Genomic DNA, 25395 nt, shown 5'->3' on the forward strand with positions numbered 1-25395 from the left:
GCGGCGTCAGTACGTGCAGCTGGAGGTGAGATCCGCGGCCGTCCGCGGCGGGGGCGGGGTCGCCGGGGCACTGGTGCCTGTGCCCGTGCCGGCGGCGGTGGGCGACGACGCCCCGGAGCTCGTGCCCGCGGCGGCGCGGTCGAGGCCGGTGAAGCCGGTGCCGAGGATCAGCGTGACCGTCCCGGCGCGCAGCGCCGGGTCCACGGCCAGGCGCGCGTCGGGGACGACCGCCGCGACCGCCCGCGCGTCCGCCTCACGCCCGGGGGCGTACCGGATCTCGCTCGCCGCCGGGGACTCGCCGGTCCAGGTGTGCGCGGCGCCGGTCCTGAAGCCGGCGGTCGACAGCGAACTCGTGGTCGTGTCACCCGTGCCGGCGACGCCGGTGCCGTTGTAGACGTCCACCCGCACGGCGGAGCGCCGCGAGACGGGCCCCGCGGGCACGCCGCCGGGGCCGGCGGTCGCGGCGGAAGAGCCGGTCGGGGGTCGTTCGCCCCGTAGCGGGGCGAGGAACGCGGCGAGAGACCTCTGGTCGTAGATCTGCACGGACCCGTAGACCGGGAGCTCGCCGAGGGCGTTCGCGCCCTCCGCCGGCGTCGGTGGCCGGACCGGGATGGTCTCGAAGCGGATCTGGTCGGCGGAGAGGCCGCGCAGCCGGATGGCGAGCCGCTGCAGATCGTCGATCTTGGTGGAGTCGTCGACGGTCAGCGAGCTGAGCGCCGCCTGCAGCAGCCCCTCCAGGCGGGCCGGGTTGGCCAGCACGCCGGTGCTCGTCGCCTTCTCGAACACGGCGCCGATGAACTGCTGCTGGCGGTGGATCCKGTCGAAGTCGCCACCCGGCAGCCCGTGGCGCTGGCGGACGAACGCCAGTGCCTGCTCGCCGTCGATGTGGTTGGCTCCGACCACCCCGCGCCACTGTGACCACGGGTCACGCAGGTTCGCCGTGGAGCCGTCGGGCAGCGGCCGCAGGCACACCGTCACCCCGCCGATCGCGTTCGTCATCCGGCGGAAGCCATCCAGGTCGACCGAGACGTAGTGGTCGATGCGGATCTGGGTCATCCGCTCGACCGTCTTGATCAGCAGGGACGGGCCGCCGATGGTGATCGCGGAGTTCAGCTTGCCCCTGCCGTGGCCCGGGATGGCGACCAGCGTGTCCCTGGGGAACGAGACCAGCGTGGTCGTGCCGTTCGGCGCCAGATTGGCGATCATGGTCGTGTCGGAGCGCTCGCCGTCGACCGCGCCTTCGCTCTCGAACTCGTTGCCCGTGCCCTCCCGGTTGTCCGAGCCGACGAGCAGGAAGTTCACCGCGCCGCCCGGGTTTCCCGTCGGGCGGTCGCCGCCGAGGTTGAGTTTGATGCKGGAGATCTGCCCGTCGAAGTAGCGGTAGACCGTGTAGCCRCCGACGGCGGCGACGAAGACCAGGCAGGACAGCACCGCGACCAGCGTCACCAGCGCGCGGCGGGCTCGCCCGTGCGGCACGTCGACGCCCCGCGGCCGCGGCCGGCGGCGGGGGTCGAGCTCAGGGGGAAGAACGAGGGAGGCGTCTGTCGGGGGTTTGGGCGGTGCTTCGGTCACCGGGCCAGCACCTCCCACCCCCGCCCGGGTGATTACCCGGCAGGCAGATACTCTCCGAACATGTCTTGATACTTAAAGTACCCGCTGCCGGCCATCGATACCCGTCTCCCGTACGCATGACGTTGTTATTGATGCTTTGAGTGATGATCGCCGGTGAGCCGTGAGACGGTTCACCTCGCTCGGGGGGACAGTCACCCGAGGGAGAGTCACCTGGAGAGGGCGGACAGCTCGCCTGCTCACCCTTATCTGCTCACCCGCGCGGYGCCGGTCGCGGCCGGCCCGAACGAGATCGGCGCGGCCACCCCGGAGGGCGGCCGCGCCGTCCGCGCGGATCCGGAGGTTCAGACCGCCGGGACGTCCAGAGCCTTGGGGYCCAACTTGGTGAACAGCGCGCCCGACCACTCGAGGCGGCGGYCGGCCGGGACCGTCTGGCGCCGCCACACGCTCAGGTCGACGCCGAGCACGGACGCCAGCCGCTCGGAGCTGAACGGCAGGAACGGGGCCAGCGCGACGGCGATACCGGCGATCGCCTGCACCGATGTGGCAAGACTGGCCGCGGCGGCCTCCCGGTCGACCTTCACGGTCTTCCAGGGCTCCTCGCGGTAGAGGTACTGGTTCACCTCGCCGGAGATCTCCATCGCGGCTCGCAGCGCGGCCCGCAGCTCGACCTTGTCCAGCAGCTCGGCGACCCGGACCAGGCCGTCGTCGACCTTCGCCAGCAGCTCGGCGTGCTGGCCGCCCAGCTCCGCGGGGTCGGGGACGGCCGGCAGGACCCCGTCGAAGAACTTGTTGATCTGCGCCATCACCCGGTTGACGAGGTTGCCCCAGTTGGCGATCAGCTCGTCGTTGACCCGGCGGATGATGTCCGCGTCGGTGATCTCGGTGTCGTTCTGCTCGGGCAGCACGGTCGAGACCGCGTACCGCAGTGCGTCCGGCTGGAGGACGTCCAGATAGTCCGGGACCGTCCGTCCGATGCCGGCCGACTTCGAGGCCTTCGCCCCGCCGAAGGTGACGTACTGGTTCGCCGGGACGTCGGTCGGCAGGTTCAGGCCGCCGTAGCCGAGCAGCATCGCCGGCCAGATCACCGTGTGGAACGGGATGTTGTCCTTGCCGACGAAGTAGTACGCGGCCGCGTCCGGGTTCTCCCACCAGGCGCGCCACGCCTCCGGGTCGCCGGCGACGGTCGCCGCCCACTCCTTGCTCGCCGACAGGTAGCCGATCACTGCCTCGAACCAGACGTAGATCCGCTTGCCCGGGCCGAGCTCGTCGGTCGGCAGCGGCACGCCCCACTCGAGGTCGCGGGTGATCGCCCGGTCGTGCAGGCCGTCCTTGACGAACTGGACCGACCAGTTGATCACATGCCGGCGCCAGCCCTGCCTGCTCTGCAGCCACGCCAGCAGCTCGTCGGACAGCGCCGACAGCCGCAGGAAGAAATGCGACGTCCGGCGCTGCTCGGGCACCGCGCCGGTCATCTTGCTGCGCGGGTCGATGAGCTGGTCCGGGTCGAGGGTGCGGCCGCAGTTCTCGCACTGGTCGCCGCGCGCGCTCGGGTAGGAGCAGTAGGGGCAGGTACCCAGCACGTAACGGTCGGGCAGGAACCGCCCCGCCTGGGGGTCGTAGAACTGCGTCGTCTCCTCGACGGAGATGTAGCCGGCGTCGCGCAGCCTGGTGAACACGTCCTGGGTGACCCGGGTGTGGTTGTCCGTCCGGGTGGAGGTGAACAGGTCGAAGGAGATGCCGAGCCGCTCCCAGATGTCCAGGAACATCGGGTGGTAACGGTCGACGACCTCCTGCGGGGTGATGCCCTCCTCCTCGGCGCGCACCGTGATCGGCGTGCCGTGCGTGTCCGACCCGGACACCATCAGCACGCGGTTGCCCACCATCCGCTGGAACCGCGCGAAGATGTCGGCCGGCAGGTAGGCGCCGGCGATGTGCCCAAGGTGCGGTGCGCCGTTGGCGTAGGGCCAGGCGACCGCCACCAGGGTGGGACGGCCCGCGGGCCCGCGGTTGGCCCCCGGCGGTACGGGCGGGCTGATCTGCGCGGTCACGGCTTCACGTTACCCCCCGGGGGGTAACCGATTCTCACCGCGACAACGGGCCAACGGCGCGGCTGGCCCTCGTTCTCGTCAACCGCCCGCGGCGGCGTCAGCCGCGCAGCTCGGCGGGGTGGGCCGCGAAGGCGGCGGCGAGGGCGTCCCGCCAGTGCCGTGGCGGGGTCAGGCCGGCGTCGATCCAGCGGCGGGCGGACAGCACCGAGTAGGCGGGCCGGGGCGCGGGGCGCGGGAACGCCGCCGTGGTCGTCGGGGCGACCTTGGCCGGGTCGTGCCCGAGCTCCTCCATGATCGCCTGGGCGAAGCGGAACCAGGTGGTGTCGCCGGCGTCCGTGTAGTGGTACAGCCCCGGCGAGACACCCGAGAGCGCCAGCTCGATGATCGCGGCGGCGAGATCGGCCGACCAGGTGGGCGAGCCGCGCTGGTCGTCGACGACCGTGAGCTGGTCGCGCTCCCGGGCCAGCCGCGCCATCGTCTTGACGAAGTTCGCCCCGACCGCGCCGTACACCCAGGCTGTACGGATCACGTAAGCCGACGGGCACAGCGCGAGCACGGCCTGCTCACCGGCCAGCTTGGTCCGCCCGTAGGCGGAGACCGGGGCGGTCTGGTCGTCCACCTCGTACGGCTTGTCGGCGGTGCCGTCGAAGACGTAGTCGGTGGAGAGATGGACGAGCGTCGCGCCGGCCTCGGCGCAGGCCGCGGCCAGGTGCGCGGGCCCGGCGGYGTTGGCCGCGTAGGCACCAGCCTCGTCGGTCTCCGCGCCGTCGACGTCGGTCCAGGCAGCGGTGTTCACGACGGTGAGCCCACCCTGGATCTTCGCCGGCCTGGCCTGGTCGCGGATCACCGCCCGGACCCTGGCCGGATCGGTGATGTCACACTCCGCCCTGGTCAGCCCGGCGGAGGCCGGCAGCCGGGGATCAGCGGCGAGCAGCCGGCACAGGTCGGAGCCGACCTGGCCACCAGTACCGATCACGAGTACGCGCACGGTTCGCAGTCTGGCAGACCGACGAACAACCCGGCAGCAACGTTAAGTATGCGCATGCCGCGCCTTCCCGGGCAGGTGCCCGACGCACCGGGCCACCGGGTGCCGCAACCGGGTCGTCTAGGCTGGACCGACGGGCGACGGACCATACCAGGCCGAGCCCCGATGAGCCACGGCCCCCGAGCGGGGACGGTTCGGCCAGAACGGGCACGGAGCCGGCGGAGCCGGGCTCGCACCGGCAGAGCCGGAGGAGGGCGCGCGACGCGCCCGCGATGAAGCGACCACGGAGCCGACGATCAGCGAGCGCACCGACACCCCGCCCCCGGCGCTCACGCCCGGGGCGGGCAGCACGGAGATCCCCTCTCAGCCGACCGTGCCAGACCCGGCCGCCGACCCGACCGCGCCCGACCCGGCCGCCGTCGGCGCGCCAGGCCGTCCGCGGCGCCCGTGGCACTCGCCGCGCCCGCCGCTGGCTCTCGGGAAGGCGGTCCGGGCCGGCGGGGCGCTGGCCCGGCGGGTGCCGAAGGTCGTGCTGCTGATCACCGCGCTGCACGTCGCGCTGCTCGCCACCTACTCGGTGATCTACCCGACCTGGGCCGGCTACGACGAGGCGCAGCACGTCGACATGGTCTACGGGCTCCAGCACGGCTCCGGCTGGCCCGGCCCGGGCGACAAGATGATCTCCAAGGGGGTCGCGGCGACCTCGGACGACTTCGACCGGGGCGACTACGCCGACATGTTCCAGTCCGGCGGCAAGCGCCGCGGCGCACCGTCGTTCGCCGAGATCACCCCGACGCCCCGCCCCGACCGCGGTTCGTTCGACGAGCTCGGCGGGCCGGACCCCGTCACCGACGGCCGGCTGTCGAACCAGATGGTGCAGCACCCGCCGCTGGTCTACGCCGTCGGCGCGGCGGTGCTGTCCGCGCTGCCCGGCTCGGACGACTGGGCCTACGACAAGCAGGTCTACGTCCTGCGGCTGCTCAACATCCTGCTGGTCGCGCCGCTGCCGCTGCTGGCCTGGGCCACGGCGCGCCGCCTCGGCCTCGCCGAGACGGTGGCGCGGGGCGCCGCGGTGCTGCCGCTGGCGGTGCCCGGCCTCACCCGGGTCGGCTCGTCGTTCAACAACGACGGCATCCTCATGCTGTCCGCGAGCGTCCTGACGTTCGTCCTCGCCGGCGTGCTGCTCGGCGACCGGCGCGCGCGCACCGCGATCTGGGCCGGGGTGTGGCTCGCCGTGACCCTGCTGACCAAGGGGACGGCCCTGCTGCTGCCGCTCATGGTCGGCGCCGCCTACCTCGTCGGCTGGTGGCGCACTCGGGACCCGCGGCCGGCCGCCGCGGAACCGCGCGCGGCGCGCCGGCGGGCGGCGCTCGGCTCGCTGCCCTGGCGGCCGGCCGCGATCGCGCTCGGCGTCGGGCTCGCCGGCGGCGGCTGGTGGTGGGTKCGTAACTACGTGCTCTACGGAGCGGTCCAGCCGAACGGCTGGGGCGTCGACCCGCCCCGGCGGGAGCCGTTGCTGCTGCCCGACTCCTTCTGGACCTGGCTGTGGTACTTCGTCGAGACCATGTTCAACCGCTTCTGGGCGGGGTTGGGCATGTTCGAACCGCCTCAGCTGACGCCGATCGCCATCGTCTCCGCGACCGTCGTCGTGGTGGCGGTGGGCCTCGTCGGGCTCGCGACCGGTCTCGCCGGTTCACGCGGGCGTGGTCGCGGGCCCGCGGAGTCGATCGTCGTGGCGATCCCGGCGCAGGCGCCGGCCGACGCGGCGACGGCGACGGCGCCGTCACCGGCCGGGCGGGGCTGGCGGGCCTGGCTGGGCCGGCTGCGTACGCCCGCGGTTCCGGCAGTCCTGCTGCTGCCGGCCGTGTTCGCCTACATAACGGTCGGCCAGCGCAGCTGGGCCGACTACGAGCGTTACACCCGCGGCATCGCCGTCCAGGGCCGCTACCTCTATCTCGGCGTCGTCGGCATCGCCGTGGTCGCCGCGGCGGGTCTCGCCCGGCTGCTCGGCCGGCGCGCACGCTGGACCCCGGTGGTCATGCTCGTCGGTGCGGTCCTCATGCAGGCGTTCGCGCTGCTGGCCATCTGCAGCTACTACTGGCTCGGCCGCGGCGTCGCCCTCACCCCGGCGCGGATCCCGGACGCCGCCGCCGCGATCGCCCGCTGGGCGCCGTTCCCCGTGGGCGTCACCTGGACGATCCTCGCGGCCACCGGCGCGCTCGTGGTTGCGGCGCTCGTCGTCGCCGTCCACTCATCCCTTCAGGACCCGCCGTCGGAGGCGTCCGTGGTGGGCGACGGTTCGACGGCGCCCACCACGGACGCCGCGAGCCCCGCGCCCCTGCGGCCAGCTGACGCCGTCGGCCCAGAAGCCACGGTGGGTTCCCGATAGCCGGTGGCGCCCAGCGGGGGTCGCGGCGAGGCTGCACATCCGCACGCTTTGTTAACAGATGCCCGCTATGTCGGTCGAGATCGCCACGACGCCCCCGGGCTTAGCGGCCAGCTCCAAGACCAATCCGTGTCACCTCAGCCCGTCTATAGGGCAGCTGATCCGACACACTTCACCCCCGGTCGTTTGAGGTGTGTCAGCTCAGGGTGTCTATGGACACGCTGAGCTGACGCGGTCCGACCATCCAGGGAGGCCCGGCGGGGCGGTGTCTCTGGGGGTGGTGGGTGGGCCCAGAGGATCCCCGGGGGGATCAGTCCGGCGGGCTGTGGTCGGCTGCCAGAGGCCCGTTCAGCCGTGTCTGACTGTTCGCTCTCTGTGCGCTACCTGGTGGCCGATCTTGTACCCGCAGTATCGGCCGCGTCTAGGCCGGAGACGGAGCCGTTCGCGGCATCGCCGGCCGCCAGGACCGCCGCGTCGATCGGGGCGGAGTCGGTGGTCGCGACTCCCGGCACGGCGGTCTGCGCCGCCGGGGCACTCTCCACGACGTGCCTGGTCGAACGCATCTGCAGCTGCGGGAGCAGCCAGGCGAGGGCGAAGGCGATGGTCGCGACGGGGCCCGCGACCCAGAACGCGACCTGGATCGCGTCGGTATAGGCCCCCTCGAAGCCCTGGCGTAGCGCCGGCGGGAGGCTCATGACCAGCTTCGGGCTTACCTCCGAGGGGCTGAAGCCCGCCGGCAGCGAGGCACCGTGGAGGTCCGTCGCCAGCTTGGCGGTCAGCTGGTTCGCGAAGATCGCACCGAGGATGGCCGTGCCGAACGAGCCGCCGATCGAGCGGAAGAACGCCGAACCAGATGTCGCCGCCCCGAGGTCACGGAACTCGACGGCGTTCTGCACCGACACGACCAGCACCGGCATGACACCGCCCAGGCCAAGGCCCAGCAGCGACATATAGATGATCAGCTCCGCCGCGCCGATGTCCGGGGTGATCCGTGCGGCGAGCATCACGAGCGCGATCGCCACCAGCGCGCTGCCCACGATCGGGTAGACCCGGTACTGGCCTGTCCTGCTCACGAGCCGTCCCGTGATGGTCGACGAAACGAGCATGCCGCCCATGACGGGTATCAGATGCAGGCCGGACATCGTCGGTTCGATGCCCTGAACCACCTGCAGGAACAGCGGCAGGAAGGTGATGGCCCCGAACATCGAGAAGCCGCACACGAAGCCCATGAGGTTGGAGACGTTGAAGACCCGGTTGGCGAACAGCCTCGGCGGCAGCACCGGCTCGGCCACGCGCCGCTCGATGAAGCCGAACGCGACCAGCAGCACCACGCCGCCGATGACCAGGCCGATGCTGGCCGGGGAGCTCCAGGCCAGCGTCGTGCCGCCGAGGCTGGTGAACAGCACCAGGCAGGTGGCGGCACCGCCGAGCGCGAGCGTGCCGAGGTAGTCGATCGATCGCTTCACCCGGTTGCGGGTCGACGGCAGCGCCGAGGCGACGATGATCAGCGCGATCGCGCCGAGCGGCAGGTTGATGTAGAAGACCCACCGCCAGTTCAGATGGTCGACGAACAGACCGCCGAGCAGCGGGCCGACCACGGACGCGAAGCCGAACAGGCCGCTGAACACTCCCTGGTACCGGCCCCGCTCTCGCGGCGACAGCACGTCACCGATGATCGTCTGCGCGCCGATGATGAGGCCACCGCCACCCAGGCCCTGCAGCGCGCGGAACGCGATGAGCTCGCCCATCGACTGAGCGAGGCCGGCGACCGCCGACGCCACCAGGAAGATGACGATCGCCGCCTGGAAGAAGATCTTGCGGCCGTAGAGGTCGCCGAGCTTGCCCCACAGCGGCGTGGACACCGTCGAGGCCAGCAGGTAGGCGGTGACGATCCAGGACAGGTGCTCCGCGCCGCCGAGGTCGCCGACGATCGTCGGCAGCGCCGTCGACACGATCGTCTGGTCGAGCGCGGCGAGCAGCATGCCCACACCGAGGGCGAGAAGGATCAGTCCGACCCGGTGCCCTCCGGGTTCGACCGGGACGTCCGCCGTCGGTGGTGTGACGGGAGAGGCAGGCTCCGAGGACCGGCTCGCTGTGCTGGGTGACGCCATCACGTTCTCCCTCGGCGGCGGGGCGGGCATGGTCGGCGGGTTCGCGCGCGCTGGGCGTGGCGTGGCTCGCGTTCGGGCGGGTGGAGCTCCTCGGTGGGCTCAGGCGTGCGCGGCGTCGGCCCGCGGCGCGAGCGTCGGCACGGCCGGCGGCGGGCTCATGGGGCCGTGCCCGGCCAGCCGGGCGTGGGCGCCTGGCCGGGGGCGAGCGGCTGGCCGGGCGTGGGTGGCGCGAGGCCGCGCTCGACGTTGTCGAACCCCGCTCGCAGCTTCTCCGAGAGCGCCGCGGCGGAGGGGTTCTCGGTCCGTTGCCAGTGCGAGATCGTCGACCGGACGACGGCCATCGCCACGGCGACCACGGTCGTCGGGTACGGGTGCTCGTCGACCGACAGGCCGGTGCGCTCGGCGATGACCTCGGCCAGGCTGAGCTCGAAGCGGCGCCAGGTGGCGGCGTGCGCGCCGAACAGCTGCGGGTGGCTCTGGTGCATCTGCGCCCGCGCCAGGTTCGCCCGCGGGTCGACCGTCTGGCGTTCCAGCCGGTTGGTCAGGACGGCGGCGAGGGCGCGCAGCGGCGGCTCGTCGGCCGGCCGGGCGCGCAGCGCGGCGCACGCCTCCTCGATGTCGTCCTTGTCGATCCCGGCCAAGGCGTCTTCCTTGGACCGGAAGTAGTTGAAGAACGTGCGCGGGGAGACGTTCGCGGCCTGGGCGATCTCGTCGACGGTCACGCGTTCGAGGCCACGGTCGGCGACGAGGTGGACGGCGGCCTCCCGGATCGCGTTGCGGGTCTGGCGCTTCTTGCGCTCGCGCAGCCCGAGCTCGGTGGGCTCGGCCACGCCCGCACTCACTCCCATCGGGCGTCCCTCCTTCCCCTTCCGCGCTCCTGCTTCCGTATCTTGCGCGCCCTACAAGTTTGCCGTCAATACAAGTTTGCAGCCAGTGAAATCTTTGGGCCAGCTGCCGGTCCGGACTAGCTGTCGTGCCGCCAGTCGTCGTGCCCGCGCGCGCGGCCGACGGGGACCGGATCGCCGGAGAGCAGCAGGTCCACCGGAATCGTGTCCGGAATGGACAGCTGCGGCGCGTCATCGCCGACCGCGGTGGCGCCAGCCGTCGCGGCGGCCTCGGCGCGGGCGTCGAGACCGCTGCTGCGGCGCATGCGCAGCTCGGGGAGGAGCCAGGCGGTCAGGAAGCCGAGGAACGCGATCGGCACCGCGACCAGGAAGACGACCTGCAGTGAGTCGGTGTAGGTCTGGATGAACCCGGTGCGCAGGGCGGCGGGCAGGCTGGCGATGAGCTTGGGGCTCACGTCCGAACCGGTGACACCGGCCGGCAGCGGGGCGCCACCGACCAGGTGCGCCATCTTGCCGGCCAGCACGTTCGCGAAGATCGTGCCGAACACCGCCGTGCCGAACGAACCACCGATCGAGCGGAAGAACGTCGCGCCCGAGGTCGCCGCGCCCAGGTCCCGCGGGTCCACCGCGTTCTGCACCGACAGGGTGAGCACCGGCATGACCAGGCCCATCCCGGCGCCGAAGACGAACATCGACAGGCTGAGCCGCAGGGTCGAGACGTCCGGGGTGAGCAGCGAGAACAGCGCCGTCCCGACCGTCATCAGACCGGTACCGATGATCGGGAACGCCTTGTACCGGCCGAAGGTGGAGATCAGGCGCCCAGTCGTCATCGAGGCGATCATCAGGCCGAGGCTCATCGGCAGCATCTGCAGGCCGGACACGGTCGGGTCGATGCCCTTGACGACCTGCAGGAAGAGCGGCAGGAAGATGATCGAGCCGAACATCGCGAAGCCGACCACGAAGCTCATCAGGCTGGCAACGTTGAACACCTTGAGTGTGAACAGCCGCGGCGGCAGGATCGGCTCGGCCGCCCGGCGCTCGACCAGCGCGAACAGGCCCAGCAGCGCCACACCGCCGACCGCGAGGCCGATGCTCGTCGCAGAGCTCCACGCGATCGAGGAGCCGCCGAGGCTGGTGAACAGGACCAGGCAGGTCGTGGCGGCCGCGAGGACGGCGGCGCCCAGGTAGTCGATCGAGGCCTTCGCCCGGTTGCGGATCGCGGGCAGCACCACGGTGACGACGGCGAACGCGGCCACGCCGACCGGAACATTGATGTAGAAGATCCAGTGCCAGGACAGGTGGTCGACGAATAGGCCGCCCAGCAGCGGGCCGAGCACCGACGAGACGGCGAACAGGGCGCTGAACACGCCCTGGTAGCGGCCCCGCTCCCGGGGGGAGACCAGGTCGCTGATGATCGTCATCGCGCCGACGACGAGGCCACCGCCACCGAGGCCCTGCAGCGCGCGGAACGCGATGACCTCCATCATCGACTGGCTCAGGCCCGCGAGCATGGAGGAGACCACGAAGATCACGATGGCTGCCTGGAAGAAGCGCTTGCGGCCGTAGAGATCGCCCAGCTTGCCCCAGATCGGTGTCGAGACCGTCGAGGCCAGCAGGTAGGCGGTGACCACCCAGGACAGGTGCGTGGCGCCGCCCAGGTCACCGACGATCGTCGGCAGTGCCGTCGACACGATCGTCTGGTCGAGCGAGGCCAGCAGCAGGCCGGTGCCGAGCGCGGCGACGATCAGCCAGATCCGGCGGCCGTTGTCGGCGGCGCCGGCGTTCGTGGCCCGCTTGGTCATGGCCCGGGCGGCGCTGTGTGGCGAGTTCATCTACGTGTCTCCAAAGGTGCGCGTCCGGGCCTTGGGCTCGTGGTTCGCGGCTCGTCGCTCTCGTTTCGGCGGCCCTGCGCGATCGCCGGCCTCGGCCACGGGTCAGGGCTCGCGTCGGTGCTGGACGCGGTGCCGGGCCGGTCGATCGTGCGTGCACTACAACTTTGCCTCTGCTACAAGTTTGCAGTCAACGCAAAAATTCCGAGACTGCAGAGATCTGCGTCACCTCGGGGCGGCGAGAGGGGCGGGTGGGCCCGGAGGCCGGTTGGTGCCACCGGAGGCGCAGGTCGCGCGCGCCGGGAGGCGTAGACACGGCGAGACACCAGGGAGGTCGGAGCGGTCACGGTGGGATCGGCTGGGACACTTGACGACGATGGCCACGCCGCTCGACCAGCCGGTCCCGACCGTGACGACCCAGCCGGTCGTGGGTTCGGCGACCCCGGAGACGCGACGGCGGCTGGGCGCGTGGGCGCGGCGGCACGCGCTGTTCGGCGCGGTCGCCCTGGTGGCACTCGCCGTCAGGGCGCTCGTCGTGGCCACCTACCGGCCGGCGCTGATGTACCTGGGGGACTCGGGCGCCTACCTCGATCAGGCGTGGCACGGCCTGTGGCCGGAGGACTGGCGGCCGTCCGGCTACCCGATGTTGCTGCGGCTGGTCGACGGCCAGGCCCACCTCACCCGGCTAGTGATCATCCAGCACCTGTTGACCTTCGCCGTCGGCGTCGGGCTGTACGCGGTCGCCCTCCGGGTGACCCGGCGGACGTGGGTGGCCACGCTGTGCGCCGCGCCGATGCTGTTGTCGCCCTGGGTGCTCGACCTCGGCCAGTTCGTGCTGGCGGAGGCGCTGTTCAGCGTGCTCACGGGCCTCGGGCTGTTGCTGCTCGCGATGCCCGGCCGTCCACGAATGTGGGCCGTGGTGCTCGCCGGGCTGCTGCTCGGCGCGAGCCTCACCGTCCGGACGGTCGGCTATGGGCCGCTCGCGGTCGCGTTCGTCGTCCTGCTCGTGACCACGACGGCCGCCGCCGTCCGCGCCCGTCGCGAGCACGGCACGGGCAGGCTCCCCGGGGCCCTGCGGGTGCTCGCCGTGGTCTCCTCGTTCGCCGGGGCGGTGGCGGCGCCGGTGTGCGCGTACAGCGGGTGGAGCCTCGCGGAGGGCGGGCACTTCAACGTCTCGGCGCACTCCGGGTTCTTCCTGTACGGCCGGGTCGCGCCGTTCGCCGACTGCGCCGCGCTGCCCGAGGACCGTCCCGTGCTGCGGACCCTGTGCGACCGGCGGCCGGTGGCGCAGCGCTCCCAGCCAGACACCTACCTGTGGCCGGCGAGCTCGCCGCTGCGCCAGGGCCACACCCGCATTCCCAAGGGCCGGGAGGAGCTCGCCGGCGAGTTCGCGAACGACATCGTCCGCGCGCAGCCCTGGATGGTGCTCCGGACGTCGGGCGGCTACCTGGTCGGCTACTTCTCGCCGGCACGGCACGAGACCGCCACGACGTCCCGCGCGGACACCTGGGAGCTGCCGGACACCCTCACCAACGTCCTGCCGGACAGCGACCCGCGCTCGGCCGACGGCTACTACGTCGTGACGTCGATGCGGAGCGGGCTCGCGCAGGGGCTGGCCGGCTACTCGCGGCTCGGCTACGCGCCGATGCCCCTGGTCGGCGCGGGGCTCGTCGCCGGGCTGATCGCCGTCCCGGTGGCCCGGCGGCGCCGTCGGCCCGGCCCGCCGCCGATGTACTGGCTCGCGGGCGGCGGCGGCCTGTCGGTGCTCGCGATCAGCGCGCTGACCGCCGGCTTCGACTACCGCTACCTCTCGTCCGTCATCGGCATCCTCGGCGCCGGCGCCGTCCTCGGCGCCGCGAGCCTCGCGCGTGCCCTGCGGCACGCCCCCGTCCAGACCCGGCCACGGCCCGACGCCGACGCCACCGTCCCCGCGCCGGTTCTCGAGATTCCCGCGCCCGGCCTTCCCTCACCCGGCGTTCCCGCGCCTGGCAGGGTGGTCCGGGGATGAGACAGGCGTCGTAGGTGGTTCGTGACGAGAACGCTCCTGGCGACCGTGCCATGACGACCTGGATCCGTGCTGGTTGGCGGGCGAGGCCGGTTGAGCCGGGTAGGCCATGGTTCGTGGCGGCAGTCGCATGGCGATGGGAGGCCGAACGTGCGGGTGGCATTTCTCGGGATGGGCAAGATGGGCCGGCTGATGGCGGCTCGGGTGCTGACTGGCGGGCATGAGCTGACCGTCTGGAACCGGACGCCCGGGCGGGCGCCCGAGCTGGTCGCGGCCGGCGCCMGCGAGGCCGGTTCCGTCGCGGACGCCGTCGCGGACGCCGATGTGGCCGTCCTGATGCTGTTCGGGCCGGAGTCGGCCGGTGAGGTGATGGAGTCGGTTCACGTCGCCGCGCCCGCCGGACTGTTGGTGATCAACGGGACGACGGTTGGGCCGGAGTCGGCTCGCGAGCTGGGCCGGGCCGCGGCCGGCGCCGGGCTGCGGTATGTGGACGCGCCGGTCGTCGGCACCCTCGCGCCGGCCCGCGAGGGCAAGCTGAAGATCCTCGTGGGCGCGAGCGAGGCTGACCTCGCCGCCGCTCGGCCGACCCTGGAGCTGTTCGGAGACCCGGAGCGGATCGTCCGGGTGGGCGAGGTGGGCGCGGGCAGCGCGTTGAAGCTCGTCGTCAACCTCAGCCTCGCCGAGGCGATGGCCGCGGTCGCGGAGACCGTCGCGCTCGGCGTCGACCTGGGGCTCGACCGCGGGGTCGTGCTCGACGAGCTGGCCGGCGGGTTCCTGGGCGGAGTCCTCGGCTACAAGCGGCCGATGATCGAGTCCGGGTCCTTCGCCCCGCCCGCGTTCACCGTCGAGGCCCTCGCGAAGGACGTCCGGCTGGCCGTCCGCGCGACTCCGCGACCCCTCGGCGTCGCCCAGGCGGTACTCGGCCTCACCGCCGAGGCCGCCCGCCGCGGCCAGGGGGAGGACGACTTCTCCGCCATCGCGGACCTCCGCCCGCTGCCCGCCGCGGGCGAGCCCGGCGCCGCAGACCCGTCGCGTCGCCCCTATTCGACGCCCGAGGGCTCGGCCGCCCAGACCTGAGCGCGAGCTGTTCCAGCGCCAGGTGTTCCAGCGCGAGGTGTTCCAGGTCGTGCCGGTCTGACGTGATTACCCGACTCCGCAGGGTGCGTGCGTCGTCTGTGGAGTGGACCGCTAACGTCTTCTTTGGGCGCATTGGCCGACGAAGGCCCGGCCACCCGCGATGATCGGGATGCCAGGTGGGGACGGCGGGGGAGCGGCGGTCGGAGCACGTTCACGACCACCTCAAGATCGATCACGGCGATGACGGCCATGACAAGCACGGCGACGACGGCCATGACAAGGATGATCACGACACCGGAGCCGGGGGCGTCGACGGTGTCGGTGTCGGCGTGGGCGTCGCCATCGGCGTTGCTGGCCGAGGCAATGGCCGCTCGGCGGTGCGGCGGTGGGTGGTCGTCGGCGTCGCCGGGGCGAGTCTGGTGTTCGCCGCGCTCGCGACGCTGACAGCGCTTGCCATTCCGCCCTTCACCAGCGCAGACGAGGCCCAGCACACCTCCTACGCACTGGACGTCGGCGGCGGCAGCCTGCCGGTGATCGACACCCCGGTCCGGGCCCTCCTCCCTGGAATGCCCGGCATCCCGGCGGACTGCGTCGTCACCCCCGAACAAGTCAGGCTGGGTCTCGAAGCGGCCCGCGCGCGGATCGCCCGCGACGCCGACGCCAGCCGCGGTCCCGGCTCGGCCGCCGGCTTCGGGGAAGGATCGCGAGGGGAGCCTCGTCCGGTCGAGTCCCGCCAGCCCCGAACGACCACCTCGGCCGTCGCCGACAGGACCGACCCGGCCCGGCCGACGGCCGCCGGCGCCGGCGCCGGTGCCAGCGCTGGAACCGTCCGTCCGCCGTCGATGGCCCTGGAGATGGCGTCGGCCGGCGGAATGCCCGCCTGCGCCCGCGGGCCGCGGGGAGTCCACAGCAACACCCAGCTCACCTACACGGCCAACCATCCGCCGTTGTTCTACGCCATCGAGTCGGTGCCCCTCGAGGCCGGAATCCACAGCGGCCACCCGATCGCGGGCTTCCGCGCGGCCCGGCTTCTCAACGTCGTCATGGGCATCGCGGCGCTGGCCGCGGTCGCCTGGCTGGTGCGCGAACTCCTACCCACGCGCCCGGACCTGGCCGTGGGCGCCACGGCGGTCATGGGCACCGTCGGAATGTTCATCAATTCCTGCGGTCAGATCTACAACGACGGGCTGTCTCTCGCCACGATCATCGCGGGCCTGGCGGCCACGGTCGCCCTGTTACGGCGCGGGCCGTCCGCGCCGCGCCTGTTCTGCCTGGCCGTGGTGGTGCTCGCCGCGGCGGCGACCCGGGCGAGCGGCCTGCTCGTGGCGGGGCTGCTCCTGCCCGCCGCCGGGATCGCCGTAGCTCTTCACACCGGTGGGCGGTGGCGCCGGCTCGGGCTCGGAATCGCCACCGTGGCGGGCGGCGCGGCGGGCGTGTGCGCGGGAATCGGCTGGTTCTACTGGCGGAACGACCAGCTCTACGGCGATCCCACGGCGAGCGGGCTGATCGCCAAGATGTTTCCGATCTCGGAAAAGCCGATGACGGTCGACGAGATCCTGCATTCGCGCACCTTCGCCTGGGCCATCTACCGGGGGTTCTACGGCCGTCCGCGCCTGCTCGCCGACGGACGTGACCTGACGGACGGGACGAAACTGGTGCTGCTGGTGCTCGTCACGGGCCTCGTGCTCGCCGCGCTGCGCCGCGCCGCGCGCTGGTGCGCGGCCCGGTGGCCGCGCGCCGCGCGCGGGGCCACCGGGCTGGACGGGAAGGGAGACGGCGCGGCGACGGGCCTCCTCGGTTCGTGGCCGCCTGGCCCCTGGCTGACTCGCCCGTGGCTGCGACGCCGGGCCCCTGGCGTGGTCGCGTGGGCGTTGATCGTGCTGCATGTCGCGGTCGTGGCCGCCACGCTCGTCGGTTACGTCGCCGCCGGTGGCGCCTGGTTCGCCCGTTACCTGTTGCCGGCCGTGCCGATCGGGGCCCTGCTCCTCGCCGCCGCCCTCGCCGCGCTGCCGGGCGCCCGCCGCGGCCTGCCCACCGTCGCCGCGGTCGCCGCGCTCGCCACCGCGGCCGGCGTCATGACAGCACGAGAGCTCGCCTTCAAGCTCCCGGCGCTGCACCTCTATGACACGGTCGGACGCCTCCGGTCGGCGCTGGTCCTCAGTGGCGTCCCGGAGCCCACCTTCACGCTCTGGACCCTCGGCCTCGTCGCGCTCCTCGGCCTGGCCCTCCTCACCGTCGCGATGTGGTCCCTGTCCATCGCCGCCGTCCCCACCTGGCCCGTCCCGCGGTCGCCTGGGCGGCTACCGCACGTAGGCCGCGCCGCCGTCGACCGGAAGGATGGCGCCGGTGATGTAGGCGGCCGCGGGACTCGCGAGGAAGACCGCGGCCTGGCCGATGTCGGACTCGGGGTCGCCGGTGCGCCGTAGCGGGATGGCGGCGAGGACGTCCGCCAGGGCTTGAGGCTCGTCGGCGGCGAAGCGGTCGAGGGCGGGGGAGTGCGCGAACGGCATGATCGTGTTGACGCGAATGCCGTCTGGGCCCCACTCGACCGCCGCGCCGCGTGAGATCGCGTTCAGCGCGGCCTTCGTCGCCGCGTAGACGGCCCGGTGGTGGGTCATCGGCGCGATCGAGGCGCCGGACGAGACGTTGACGATCGCGCCGCCACCACGCAGGTACGGATGACACCGGCGCATCAGGCGGAGCGCGGCGAGCGGGCCCGACTCCCAGCCGGCCGCGATCGTCTCGTCGCCGATGTCCAGCAGCGTTCCGTGCGGCACAATCATGGCGCTGTTGACGAGGATGTCGACGGTCCCGAACGCGGCGACCGTCAGCTCCACGAGCCGGTCGAGGTCGGTGGGCACGGTGACGTCGCAGCGGATGGAGCGGGCGGTGCCGCCGCGCGCCCCGATCTCCTCGCGGACGTCATCGAGCGTCGACTCGGTCCGGCCGCAGACGACCACTCGCGCCCCGGCCGCTGCCAGCGCGAGCGCGATGCCACGGCCGACTCCCTGCCCCCCGCCGGTCACGATCGCGGCCTTGCCCGCTAACGGACCAGCGGACCCGCTGCCTTCCGTCGCCATGCTCACGCCTCTCAACATCCGCTTCGAGTGGGATCCCCTGGGAAACAAACCAGGACAGGTTCGAAGCGTCGCCGGACGACGCCTGGGCCGCAAGACGCGCGTCAAGACACGCACAGGCGGCGCGCCCCGCCCCGGTCGGCCCGCGAAAGTCGACCGTGCTGTTGAGGGGATATGCCGAATGTCGTGGCCATCAGCCCGGGACCATGTAGACATGCGCCTGCCTGTGCACGTCGAAAGTTGGCAGATCGAGTGCTGCATGGACCCGTTCTCGGTGGGAGACCGCGTGAGATGGCAGCTCGTGTTCACCGAACAGTCGGGGCGCAACGGCTCCGACGGGGCCGGGCTGGTCGAGCTGGACCTGGTCGCCGCGCACCTGGACTCCCCGACGGCGCCGATGCCGCCGAACAGTCCCCGCTACGGCACCTGGCTGGGAGCTCCGGACGTCGCCGACGGTCTGTCGCTCTACTGGGTGGCGCGCCAGCCCACGGCGGGTCCGGTCCGGCTTACCGGCTACATCGGTGAGGACCATCACGCCGGTGTTCCGGAGTCGTTCCCGGAGACCCACGGCACCATCCGCGGCATTCGGGTCCAGACTCGCCGCATGATCGAGGTCGGGCCGAAAAGCTGGCAGCCCACCGACGAGCCGCCGTCCTACGAAGACGTGACCACCGCACCGAAACGGTTCCAGACCGCCCTGCGGCCAGGGCAGATAGGGACGGTGCAGACCGGCATCCTCGTCGACCTCGACGTAGGAACCGATCCCGCCTCCTAGGGAGTCAGGCCGTCCAGGAGAAGGGCCACGCCGCCGACGAACTCGTCGTCGCGGCTGACGGCGGCCGCCACGGCCGCGCTGTCTGCCAGGAACGGAAACTCCGACGAGGCGACGGGGCCGGGGATCGGGGCGGTGGCCAGGGCGTCGAGGCCGGATGGGCCGCCGAGGTGCTCGAGCTGGATGGCGCCGATCGCGTAGGCCAGGAGGCTGCGCAACGCGATCACGCGCCGTTCGCCGTCGATGCCGGCGCCGGCCAGGATGGCGAGCACCGTCTCCGACCAGCGCATGATCGCCGTCGAACGGTACCGGCGGGTGAGCGCCAGTGGGACGGTCGACGGGTGGGTGCCCACCGCGGCGCGCAGCCGCCTGGCCATCACCGTGAGCTGCTCCTGCCAGGACGCGGCGTCGCCTGGCCCCGGCTGGTCGGTGTCGATCTCGCCGAGGACGGTCTCGACGACCAGCGCTTCCAGCTCGTCCCGGTCCTGGACGTATCGGTAGAGCCCCATCGTGCTCACGCCGAGCTGGGTGGCGACGGCTCGCATGGTCAGTCCGGCGAGGCCGTCCCGGTCGACGACGTCGAGGGCCGCCGACGCCAGCTGCAGGTGGGTGAGCGAGGGGCGGCGCGGCATCGTGACCGTCCATCGGGTAGTCGGGGCGGTTCGACGGTCGGCGGCCGCCGAGCTGGGGTTGACAGCGTACAACGTACGCCTACTCTGGTAGGCGTACCCCGTACGCCTACGGTGGGAGTGAGCACCTGATGTACACCCCGCGAAACCCGGTGCGGCCCGGTGACCTGGTCGCCGCCCGCGAGCTTGTGCCCGTCGCCGGCCCGCCCGTACCCGTGCCCGACCCGGCTGGCCGGCTGGTCCACCTGCAGTTCCGGCGGTTCGCCGGCTGTCCCATCTGCAACCTGCACCTTCGCTCGGTCGCCCGGCGGATCGCGGAGATCGAAGAGGCCGGGGTACGGGAGGTCGTCGTCTTCCACTCGCCGGCGGCCGAGCTCGCCCGTTACGCCGACGAGCTGCCCTTCACGCTGGTCGCCGACCCGGACAAGCGGCTCTACGCCGACTTCGGGGTCGAGTCGGCCGCCCGCGCGCTGCTCGACCCGCGGGCCTGGGGGGCGGTCATCGGCGGGGTCGCCCGTAGCACCTGGGCAGTCCTGCGGGGGCGGGACCGCCCGCCGGCCCGGCGCCAGCCGCACGGCCGCGTCGGCCTGCCCGGCGACTTCCTGATCACGCCAGACGGCAAGGTGCTCGCCGTCAAGTACGGCGAGCACGCCTACGACCAGTGGTCCGTCGACGAGCTGCTCGCCCTGGCCGCCGCCCCACGGGAGCTGGCCCAGGCCGGCTGACGGTTCCTCCGCCCTCCGCTCTCCGCCCTCTGCCCCCGCCCTTCGAGCCCCGGGCCTCAGGGTCGGTCGAGCTGGTGGAGGCGGGTGGTGAGGAAGTCGCGTTCGACGGCGTTGTCGGTGAGGGCCAGAGCCTCCTCGTAGGCGAGGCGGGCCTCGCTCGAGCGGCCGAGCTGGCGCAGGAAGTCGGCGCGGGCGGCCGGGAGGTAGCCGTAGCCGGCGAGCTGGGGTTCGGCGGCGAGGTCGTCCAGCGCGGCGAGGCCGGCGGCTGGCCCGTCCGCGAAGCCGACCGCGACCGCCCGGTTGAGAGCCACCACCGGCGACGGCCAGCGCGCGGCCAGCAGTCCGTACAGGCCGACGATCTCCCGCCAGTCGGTGTCGGCCCAGCTGGGCGAGCCGGAGTGCACCGCCGCGATCGCGGCCATCAGCGGGTACCGGCCGGGTAGCCGGCCGGGGCCGTGGCCCGGCCCGCGCCGACGCAGCGCCTCGCGGACCAGGGCGACGCCCTCGTCGATCGCGGCCCGATCCCACTGAGCCCTGTCCTGCTCGGCGAGCAGCAGCAGCCGCCCGTCGGGGCCGACCCTCCCGGCCGCCCGGGCATCGGTGAGCAGGATCAGGGCGAGCAGGCCGGCGACGTCCGGGTCGTCGGGCAGGAGCAGCCGCAGCATCCTGGCCAGATCCAGCGCCCGCTCGACGAGATCGCGGCGGACCAGGTCGGCACCGGCGGGCGCGGTGTGGCCGGTCGTGAAGAGCAGGTGGACGACGGCGAGCACCGCGTCGACCCGTTCGGGAAGCTCGGCCGGCGGCGGCACCCGGTACGGGATCCGGGCCGCCGTGATCTTCTTCTTGGCCCGGGTGATCCGGGCGGCCATCGTCGGCTCGCTGACGAGGAACGACCGCGCCACCTCGGCCGTCGTCAGCCCGCACAGCAGCCGCAGGGTGAGCGCCACCCGCGTCTCGGGCGCCAGCGCCGGGTGGCAGCAGGTGAAGATCAGCCGAAGCCGGTCGTCGGCGGCGCCCTCGACCACCGGCAGGTCGGTGAGGTCCAGCGCCGGCATCCCGGGCCGTGACCGGGGACGCGGCCCGGAGAGCGAGGCGACCTCGTCCTCCGGGCCTGGCGCGGCCTCGTTCTCGATGAGCAGCGGCAGGCTGCGGCGCAGGGCCGCGTCCCGGCGGAGCAGGTCGATGGCGCGGCGCCGGGCGACCGTCGTCAGCCAGCCGCCCGGCCGCGCGGGGATCCCCTCGTCCGCCCAGGCCGTCAGCGCTCGGGCGTAGGCCTCCTGGACGCACTCCTCGGCGAGGTCGAGGTCGCGGGTGACGCGGACGGTCGCCGCGAGCACGTACGCCCACTCGCGCCGGTGCGCGTCGGCGACCGCGGCCGCGACCTCGGCGGAACGCATCTCGGACCTCCGGAAACACTCAGAACAGGTCCGCGCCCACCAGGTGTTCCCGGCCTACTCGAAGGTCATGATCGGGCGGACCTCGACACCGCCGTACGGCGCCGGGACCTCCTTCGCGATCGCGATCGCCTCGTCGAGGTCGGCGGCCTCGACGAGGTAGTAACCGCCGAGGGCCTCCTTCGTCTCGGCGAACGGGCCGTCGGTGACGGTGAACCCGCCGGCGCCGTCCGCGCGGACCGACGTCGCGGTGCTGACCGGCTGCAGGGCGTTGCCGCCGCGCAGCGACGCCCCGTTCTTCTCCCCGAACGCCGTGTGCTCGCGCATCGCCCGGTCGTTCGCGGCCTCGCCGCCGGCGACGTAGCCGGCCTCGTCCTCGTAGATCAGGATCAGGTACTGTGTCATCGCGCGTCCCCAGTTGTCGCGCGGCCCGCCTCTCGGGCCGCTCACCGATCCGACGAACGACCTCTGGCCGGATCGACACCGTCCGGGAAAATTCTGCCCGACCGCCCCCGCCCGACCGTCCGACCGCCCGTCTGTGCCCACCACCGGACGCGGCGTGACCTCGGGTGTGACGCCCCTGGAGTCGATCAGTTACGTGAACGTCAGATTTTTGGCCGGGAGGACATGTCGATCGTTAGCTTGTGTTAAGCAAGTATGTGCCGCCGACTCGCCGGGCCTGGTCGGGGGCGCGCGTCCGCGGGTTCACCTCTGACGGCGCTGAATGCCGGCCCGGAGGGGAGCAGCACCGACGATGACCGCGAGGCCGCCCTCACCCGCCAGCCCGGCCGCCCCCGGCGCCAACTCCGCCGACGCCGACTCCACCGGGGGTGGCGGCGCGGCGTCACCCGACCGCGGGCGGCACTACGCCATGATCGCGCTGTCGAACACGACCGTGGGCGTGTTGATGGCGTCGATCGACGCGTCCATTGTGATCATCTCTCTGCCGGCGATCTTCCGGGGAATCGGTCTCGACCCGTTGGAACCAGGCAACATCAGCTACCTGCTCTGGATGCTGATGGGATACATGGTCGCGGTCGCGGTGCTGGTCGTCACGCTCGGGCGGCTCGGCGACATGTTCGGCCGGGTACGGATCTACAACGCCGGCTTCGCCGTCTTCACCGTCACGTCCGCGGCCCTGGCGCTCACCCCGTGGACGGGCTCGAAGGCCGCGATGTTCCTGATCGTGGTGCGGATCCTCCAGGGGATCGGCGGCGCGATGCTGATGGCCAACTCGGCGGCGATCATCACCGACGCGTTCCCCGCGAACCGGCGGGGCATGGCGCTCGGCATCAACCAGGTCGCCGCGCTCGCCGGCTCCTTCCTCGGCCTCGTCCTGGGCGGTGTGCTGTCGGAGTGGAACTGGCGGGCGATCTTCTGGGTGAACGTCCCGATCGGCCTGGCAGGCACCGTGTGGGCCTACATCAGCCTGCGGGACAACGGTCGCCGCACCGCGTCGAAGATCGACTGGCTGGGCAACCTGACGTTCGCCGTCGGCCTGACCGCGCTGCTCGCCGCCGTTACCTACGGCATCCAGCCATACGGCGGCCACCTGATGGGCTGGACGAACCCCAAGGTGCTCACGGGGCTGATCGGCGGCGTGGCCGTGCTCTGGGCGTTCGCCGTCATCGAGACGAGGGTCGCGCACCCGATGTTCCGGCTGCAGCTGTTCCGGATCCGTTCCTTCGCGGCGGGCAACATCGCCCTGCTGCTGACCGCGATCGCCCGGGGCGGCCTGCAGTTCATGCTGATCATCTGGCTGCAGGGGATCTGGCTGCCGCTACACGGCTACGACTACGAGCAGACCCCGCTGTGGGCCGGCATCTACATGCTGCCGCTGACGCTCGGCTTCCTCGTCGCGGGGCCGGTGTCCGGGGCGCTGTCCGACCGGTTCGGCGCCCGGGTCTTCTCCACGGGTGGGCTGGTGCTGTCCGCGTGCTCGCTCGTCGGTCTGCTCCTGATACCCACGAACTTCCACTACGTGCCGTTCGCGCTGCTGTTGCTGCTGAACGGCATAGGCTCCGGCCTGTTCGCCGCGCCCAACTCGGCGGCGATCATGAACTCGATACCGACCGACCTGCGCGGGAGCGGGTCCGGCATGCGGTCGACGTTCATGAACTCCGGCAGTGTGCTGTCCATCGGCGTGTTCTTCTCGCTGATGATCGCGGGCCTCGCCTCGGTGCTGCCCAGGACTCTGACCGACGGTCTGACCTCCCACGGCGTGCCCGCGGACGTGGCGGGCCAGGTCGGCTCGCTGCCCCCGGTCGGCAGCCTGTTCGCCGCGTTCCTCGGCTACAACCCCATCGAGCACCTCGTAGGCCAGGACACGCTCGCGAACCTGCCACCGGGCGATGCCCAGGCCCTGACCGGCAAGGAGTTCTTCCCCTCCCTGATCACCGGCCCGTTCCACCACGGTCTGACGATCGTCTTCACGATGTCGATCGTCATGACGCTGATCGCCGCCGCCGCGTCCCTCCTGCGCGGCGGCCGCTATATCCACGCGGACGGTCCGACCACACCCACGGAGCCCGTACCCGCGACGTCCATCCTGCCCACGGTGGCCGTCATCGACGGCCCGGAGGTCCTGGCCGCCACCGCCGAGTCCACTGCCCGACCCGGCGACTAGCCGGCCGGCCGTCCGGGCGGGCTCGGGCGAGGCCGGGCGAGGCCGGGCGGGTTCGGGCGAGCGGCTCGCCGCGCGGCTCAGGAGCCGGCGGCTCGGCGGTAGACCTCGGCGGTCAGCGCGGCGGTGCGGCGCCAGGTGAAGGTGCGGGCGTGTTCGCGGCCGGCGCGGCGCGGGTCCGCGGGGCCGGCCACGGCGGCGCCGCCGGCCCGCGCCGAGCCGTCGGCCAGACCGCCGTGACCACCGTCGATCACGTCGAGCAGGGCGTCGGCCAGCCGGTCGACGTCCGCGGGCGGGATGAGGCGGACCGCGGCGCCGACGACCGGCCCGGTCACCTCGCGGACCGCCGGGATGTCCGCGGCGATGACAGGTGTCCCGGCGGCGAGTGCCTCCAGCGGCGGCAGGCCGAAACCCTCATAGCGGGACGGGAAGCACAGCGCGATCGCTCCGGCGACGGCGGTACGCAGGTCGGCCTCGTCGAGGTAGCCGGCACTGATGACCGCCCTGGCGGGCAGCCCCGCGGTGTCGAGCGCCGCCCCCCAGCCCGGCGGGCCGACCAGCACCAGCGGCGGGATGTCCGGGTAGGTCCCGTGCAGGCCGCGCAGCGCGGACAGCAGCACCCGAAGGTTCTTGCGCGGCTCGGCGGTGCCGACGAACAGCAGGTAGCGCTCGGGGAGACCGCGCTCCTCGAGCCAGCCAGGCTTGGGCGGCACCGCGTCGAACCAGGCGTCGTCCACCMCGAGGGGAGTGGCGGTGACCCGGTCGCGGTCGATCCGGTAGGCCGCGATCACCTCCTCGGCGACCGCCTGGCTCGGGGTGATGACCTCCGCGGCCCGGCGCAGCCCGCGCGGGACCAGCGTGGTGTAGCGGGCGGAGGYGGCGCTGACCGTGTCCGGGGTGCGCAGGTAGGACAGGTCGTGGATGGTCAGCACGCCGCGCGCGGCGCGCAGCGGCGGYAGCACGAAGTTCGTGCCGTGGACGACGTCGGCCCGCCCGGTGAGCAGCTCGATGGGCAGCCGCTCGCCGCCGGCCCAGATCTCCTGCAGCAGCCGGGCCGGCACCCGCCGCGCCGCGGGGGCGACGCCCGGTGGCAGCGCCTCGGCGAGACCGTCGAGGCCCCGCCAGGTGAACGCCGTGGCGGCGAGCTCCAGCGGACGCGTCGCCGGCTCGTCGCGGGCGGGGTCGGCCAGCCCGGCCAGCAGGTTCTCGACATAGCGCCCGACACCGGTCCGCCGGCCCAGCAGGGGGGTGCCGTCGAGCACGACTCGCAGCGGCGGCACCTGGAGCGGCGGCACCTGGCCGCTCGTCACCCTGCCG

17 protein-coding genes are annotated in these 25395 nt (G+C 72.7%); 6 read left to right on the forward strand and 11 right to left on the reverse strand.

The features are described 5' to 3' along the window. Positions 1-6: 6 nt before the first annotated feature. From BCD49_RS03025 to rfbD, 3 genes are all read right to left on the reverse strand, one after another. Positions 7-1572 carry an LCP family protein gene (locus BCD49_RS03025; protein ID WP_071041078.1) on the reverse strand — a complete coding sequence of 522 codons (1566 nt, stop codon included), beginning with the start codon at positions 1570-1572 and terminating at the stop codon, positions 7-9. A gap of 341 nt (positions 1573-1913) precedes the next feature. Further along, positions 1914-3620, reverse strand: coding sequence for a methionine--tRNA ligase (metG, locus tag BCD49_RS03030; RefSeq protein ID WP_083401202.1), 1707 nt, complete (start codon positions 3618-3620; stop codon positions 1914-1916). Positions 3621-3717: 97 nt separating this feature from the next. Continuing rightward, entirely contained in the window at positions 3718-4596 is an 879-nt protein-coding gene (gene rfbD, locus BCD49_RS03035) for a dTDP-4-dehydrorhamnose reductase (RefSeq protein ID WP_071041079.1), read from the reverse strand. 382 nt (positions 4597-4978) lie between these two features. Between rfbD and BCD49_RS03040 the strand changes: the two genes are divergently transcribed. Beyond that, a complete protein-coding gene (locus BCD49_RS03040) occupies positions 4979-6994 on the forward strand; it encodes an ArnT family glycosyltransferase (protein WP_335341669.1) in 2016 nt (671 codons plus the stop codon). A 377-nt stretch (positions 6995-7371) separates the two neighbouring features. Here the strand turns inward: BCD49_RS03040 and BCD49_RS03045 are convergent, their stop codons facing one another. The 3 genes from BCD49_RS03045 to BCD49_RS03055 all read right to left on the reverse strand — a co-directional run bounded on the left by BCD49_RS03045 (position 7372) and on the right by BCD49_RS03055 (position 11779). Next, positions 7372-9102: an MDR family MFS transporter gene (locus tag BCD49_RS03045; RefSeq protein ID WP_007517715.1), complete on the reverse strand. Its 1731-nt coding sequence runs from the start codon at positions 9100-9102 to the stop codon at positions 7372-7374. Between the two features lie 155 nt (positions 9103-9257). Next, positions 9258-9950, reverse strand: coding sequence for a TetR/AcrR family transcriptional regulator (locus tag BCD49_RS03050; protein WP_007517716.1), 693 nt, complete (start codon positions 9948-9950; stop codon positions 9258-9260). Positions 9951-10066: 116 nt separating this feature from the next. Continuing rightward, positions 10067-11779: an MDR family MFS transporter gene (locus BCD49_RS03055; protein ID WP_007517718.1), complete on the reverse strand. Its 1713-nt coding sequence runs from the start codon at positions 11777-11779 to the stop codon at positions 10067-10069. Between the two features lie 373 nt (positions 11780-12152). Between BCD49_RS03055 and BCD49_RS03060 the strand changes: the two genes are divergently transcribed. Beyond that, positions 12153-13784, forward strand: a complete 1632-nt coding sequence (locus BCD49_RS03060) for a hypothetical protein (RefSeq protein WP_232793880.1) — start codon at positions 12153-12155, stop codon at positions 13782-13784. 147 nt (positions 13785-13931) lie between these two features. Next, positions 13932-14858: an NAD(P)-dependent oxidoreductase gene (locus BCD49_RS03065; protein WP_083401204.1), complete on the forward strand. Its 927-nt coding sequence runs from the start codon at positions 13932-13934 to the stop codon at positions 14856-14858. A gap of 2300 nt (positions 14859-17158) precedes the next feature. Here BCD49_RS03065 and BCD49_RS03070 read toward each other — a convergent pair. Next, positions 17159-17938 carry an SDR family NAD(P)-dependent oxidoreductase gene (locus BCD49_RS03070; protein WP_007517725.1) on the reverse strand — a complete coding sequence of 260 codons (780 nt, stop codon included), beginning with the start codon at positions 17936-17938 and terminating at the stop codon, positions 17159-17161. 211 nt (positions 17939-18149) lie between these two features. Between BCD49_RS03070 and BCD49_RS03075 the strand changes: the two genes are divergently transcribed. Beyond that, on the forward strand, positions 18150-18710 hold the full coding sequence (locus BCD49_RS03075; protein WP_007517728.1) for a DUF6578 domain-containing protein: 561 nt from the start codon (positions 18150-18152) through the stop codon (positions 18708-18710). Here the strand turns inward: BCD49_RS03075 and BCD49_RS03080 are convergent. Next, positions 18707-19339 (reverse strand): TetR/AcrR family transcriptional regulator, encoded by a 633-nt coding sequence (locus BCD49_RS03080; RefSeq protein ID WP_007517729.1) that lies wholly within the window; start codon positions 19337-19339, stop codon positions 18707-18709. The genes BCD49_RS03075 and BCD49_RS03080 overlap by 4 nt on opposite strands. A gap of 128 nt (positions 19340-19467) precedes the next feature. Here BCD49_RS03080 and BCD49_RS03085 point away from each other — a divergent pair, with 128 nt between their 5' ends. Further along, positions 19468-20061 (forward strand): peroxiredoxin-like family protein, encoded by a 594-nt coding sequence (locus BCD49_RS03085; RefSeq protein WP_007517731.1) that lies wholly within the window; start codon positions 19468-19470, stop codon positions 20059-20061. Positions 20062-20117: 56 nt separating this feature from the next. On the opposite strand, the gene BCD49_RS03090 is transcribed toward BCD49_RS03085, so the two are convergent. After that, positions 20118-21458 carry an RNA polymerase sigma factor gene (locus BCD49_RS03090; protein WP_007517732.1) on the reverse strand — a complete coding sequence of 447 codons (1341 nt, stop codon included), beginning with the start codon at positions 21456-21458 and terminating at the stop codon, positions 20118-20120. A gap of 54 nt (positions 21459-21512) precedes the next feature. Then, positions 21513-21860, reverse strand: coding sequence for a YciI family protein (locus BCD49_RS03095; protein WP_007517734.1), 348 nt, complete (start codon positions 21858-21860; stop codon positions 21513-21515). Positions 21861-22209: 349 nt separating this feature from the next. Here BCD49_RS03095 and BCD49_RS03100 point away from each other — a divergent pair, with 349 nt between their 5' ends. Then, positions 22210-24081 (forward strand): MFS transporter, encoded by a 1872-nt coding sequence (locus BCD49_RS03100; RefSeq protein WP_007517736.1) that lies wholly within the window; start codon positions 22210-22212, stop codon positions 24079-24081. A 77-nt stretch (positions 24082-24158) separates the two neighbouring features. Here BCD49_RS03100 and BCD49_RS03105 read toward each other — a convergent pair whose 3' ends face one another. Continuing rightward, complete coding sequence (locus tag BCD49_RS03105; protein WP_071041098.1) at positions 24159-25349, reverse strand: glycosyltransferase family 4 protein; 1191 nt, start codon at positions 25347-25349, stop codon at positions 24159-24161. Positions 25350-25395: the final 46 nt, after the last annotated feature.

The sequence above is a fragment of the Pseudofrankia sp. EUN1h genome (assembly GCF_001854645.1).
Taxonomy (GTDB): domain Bacteria; phylum Actinomycetota; class Actinomycetes; order Frankiales; family Frankiaceae; genus Pseudofrankia; species Pseudofrankia saprophytica.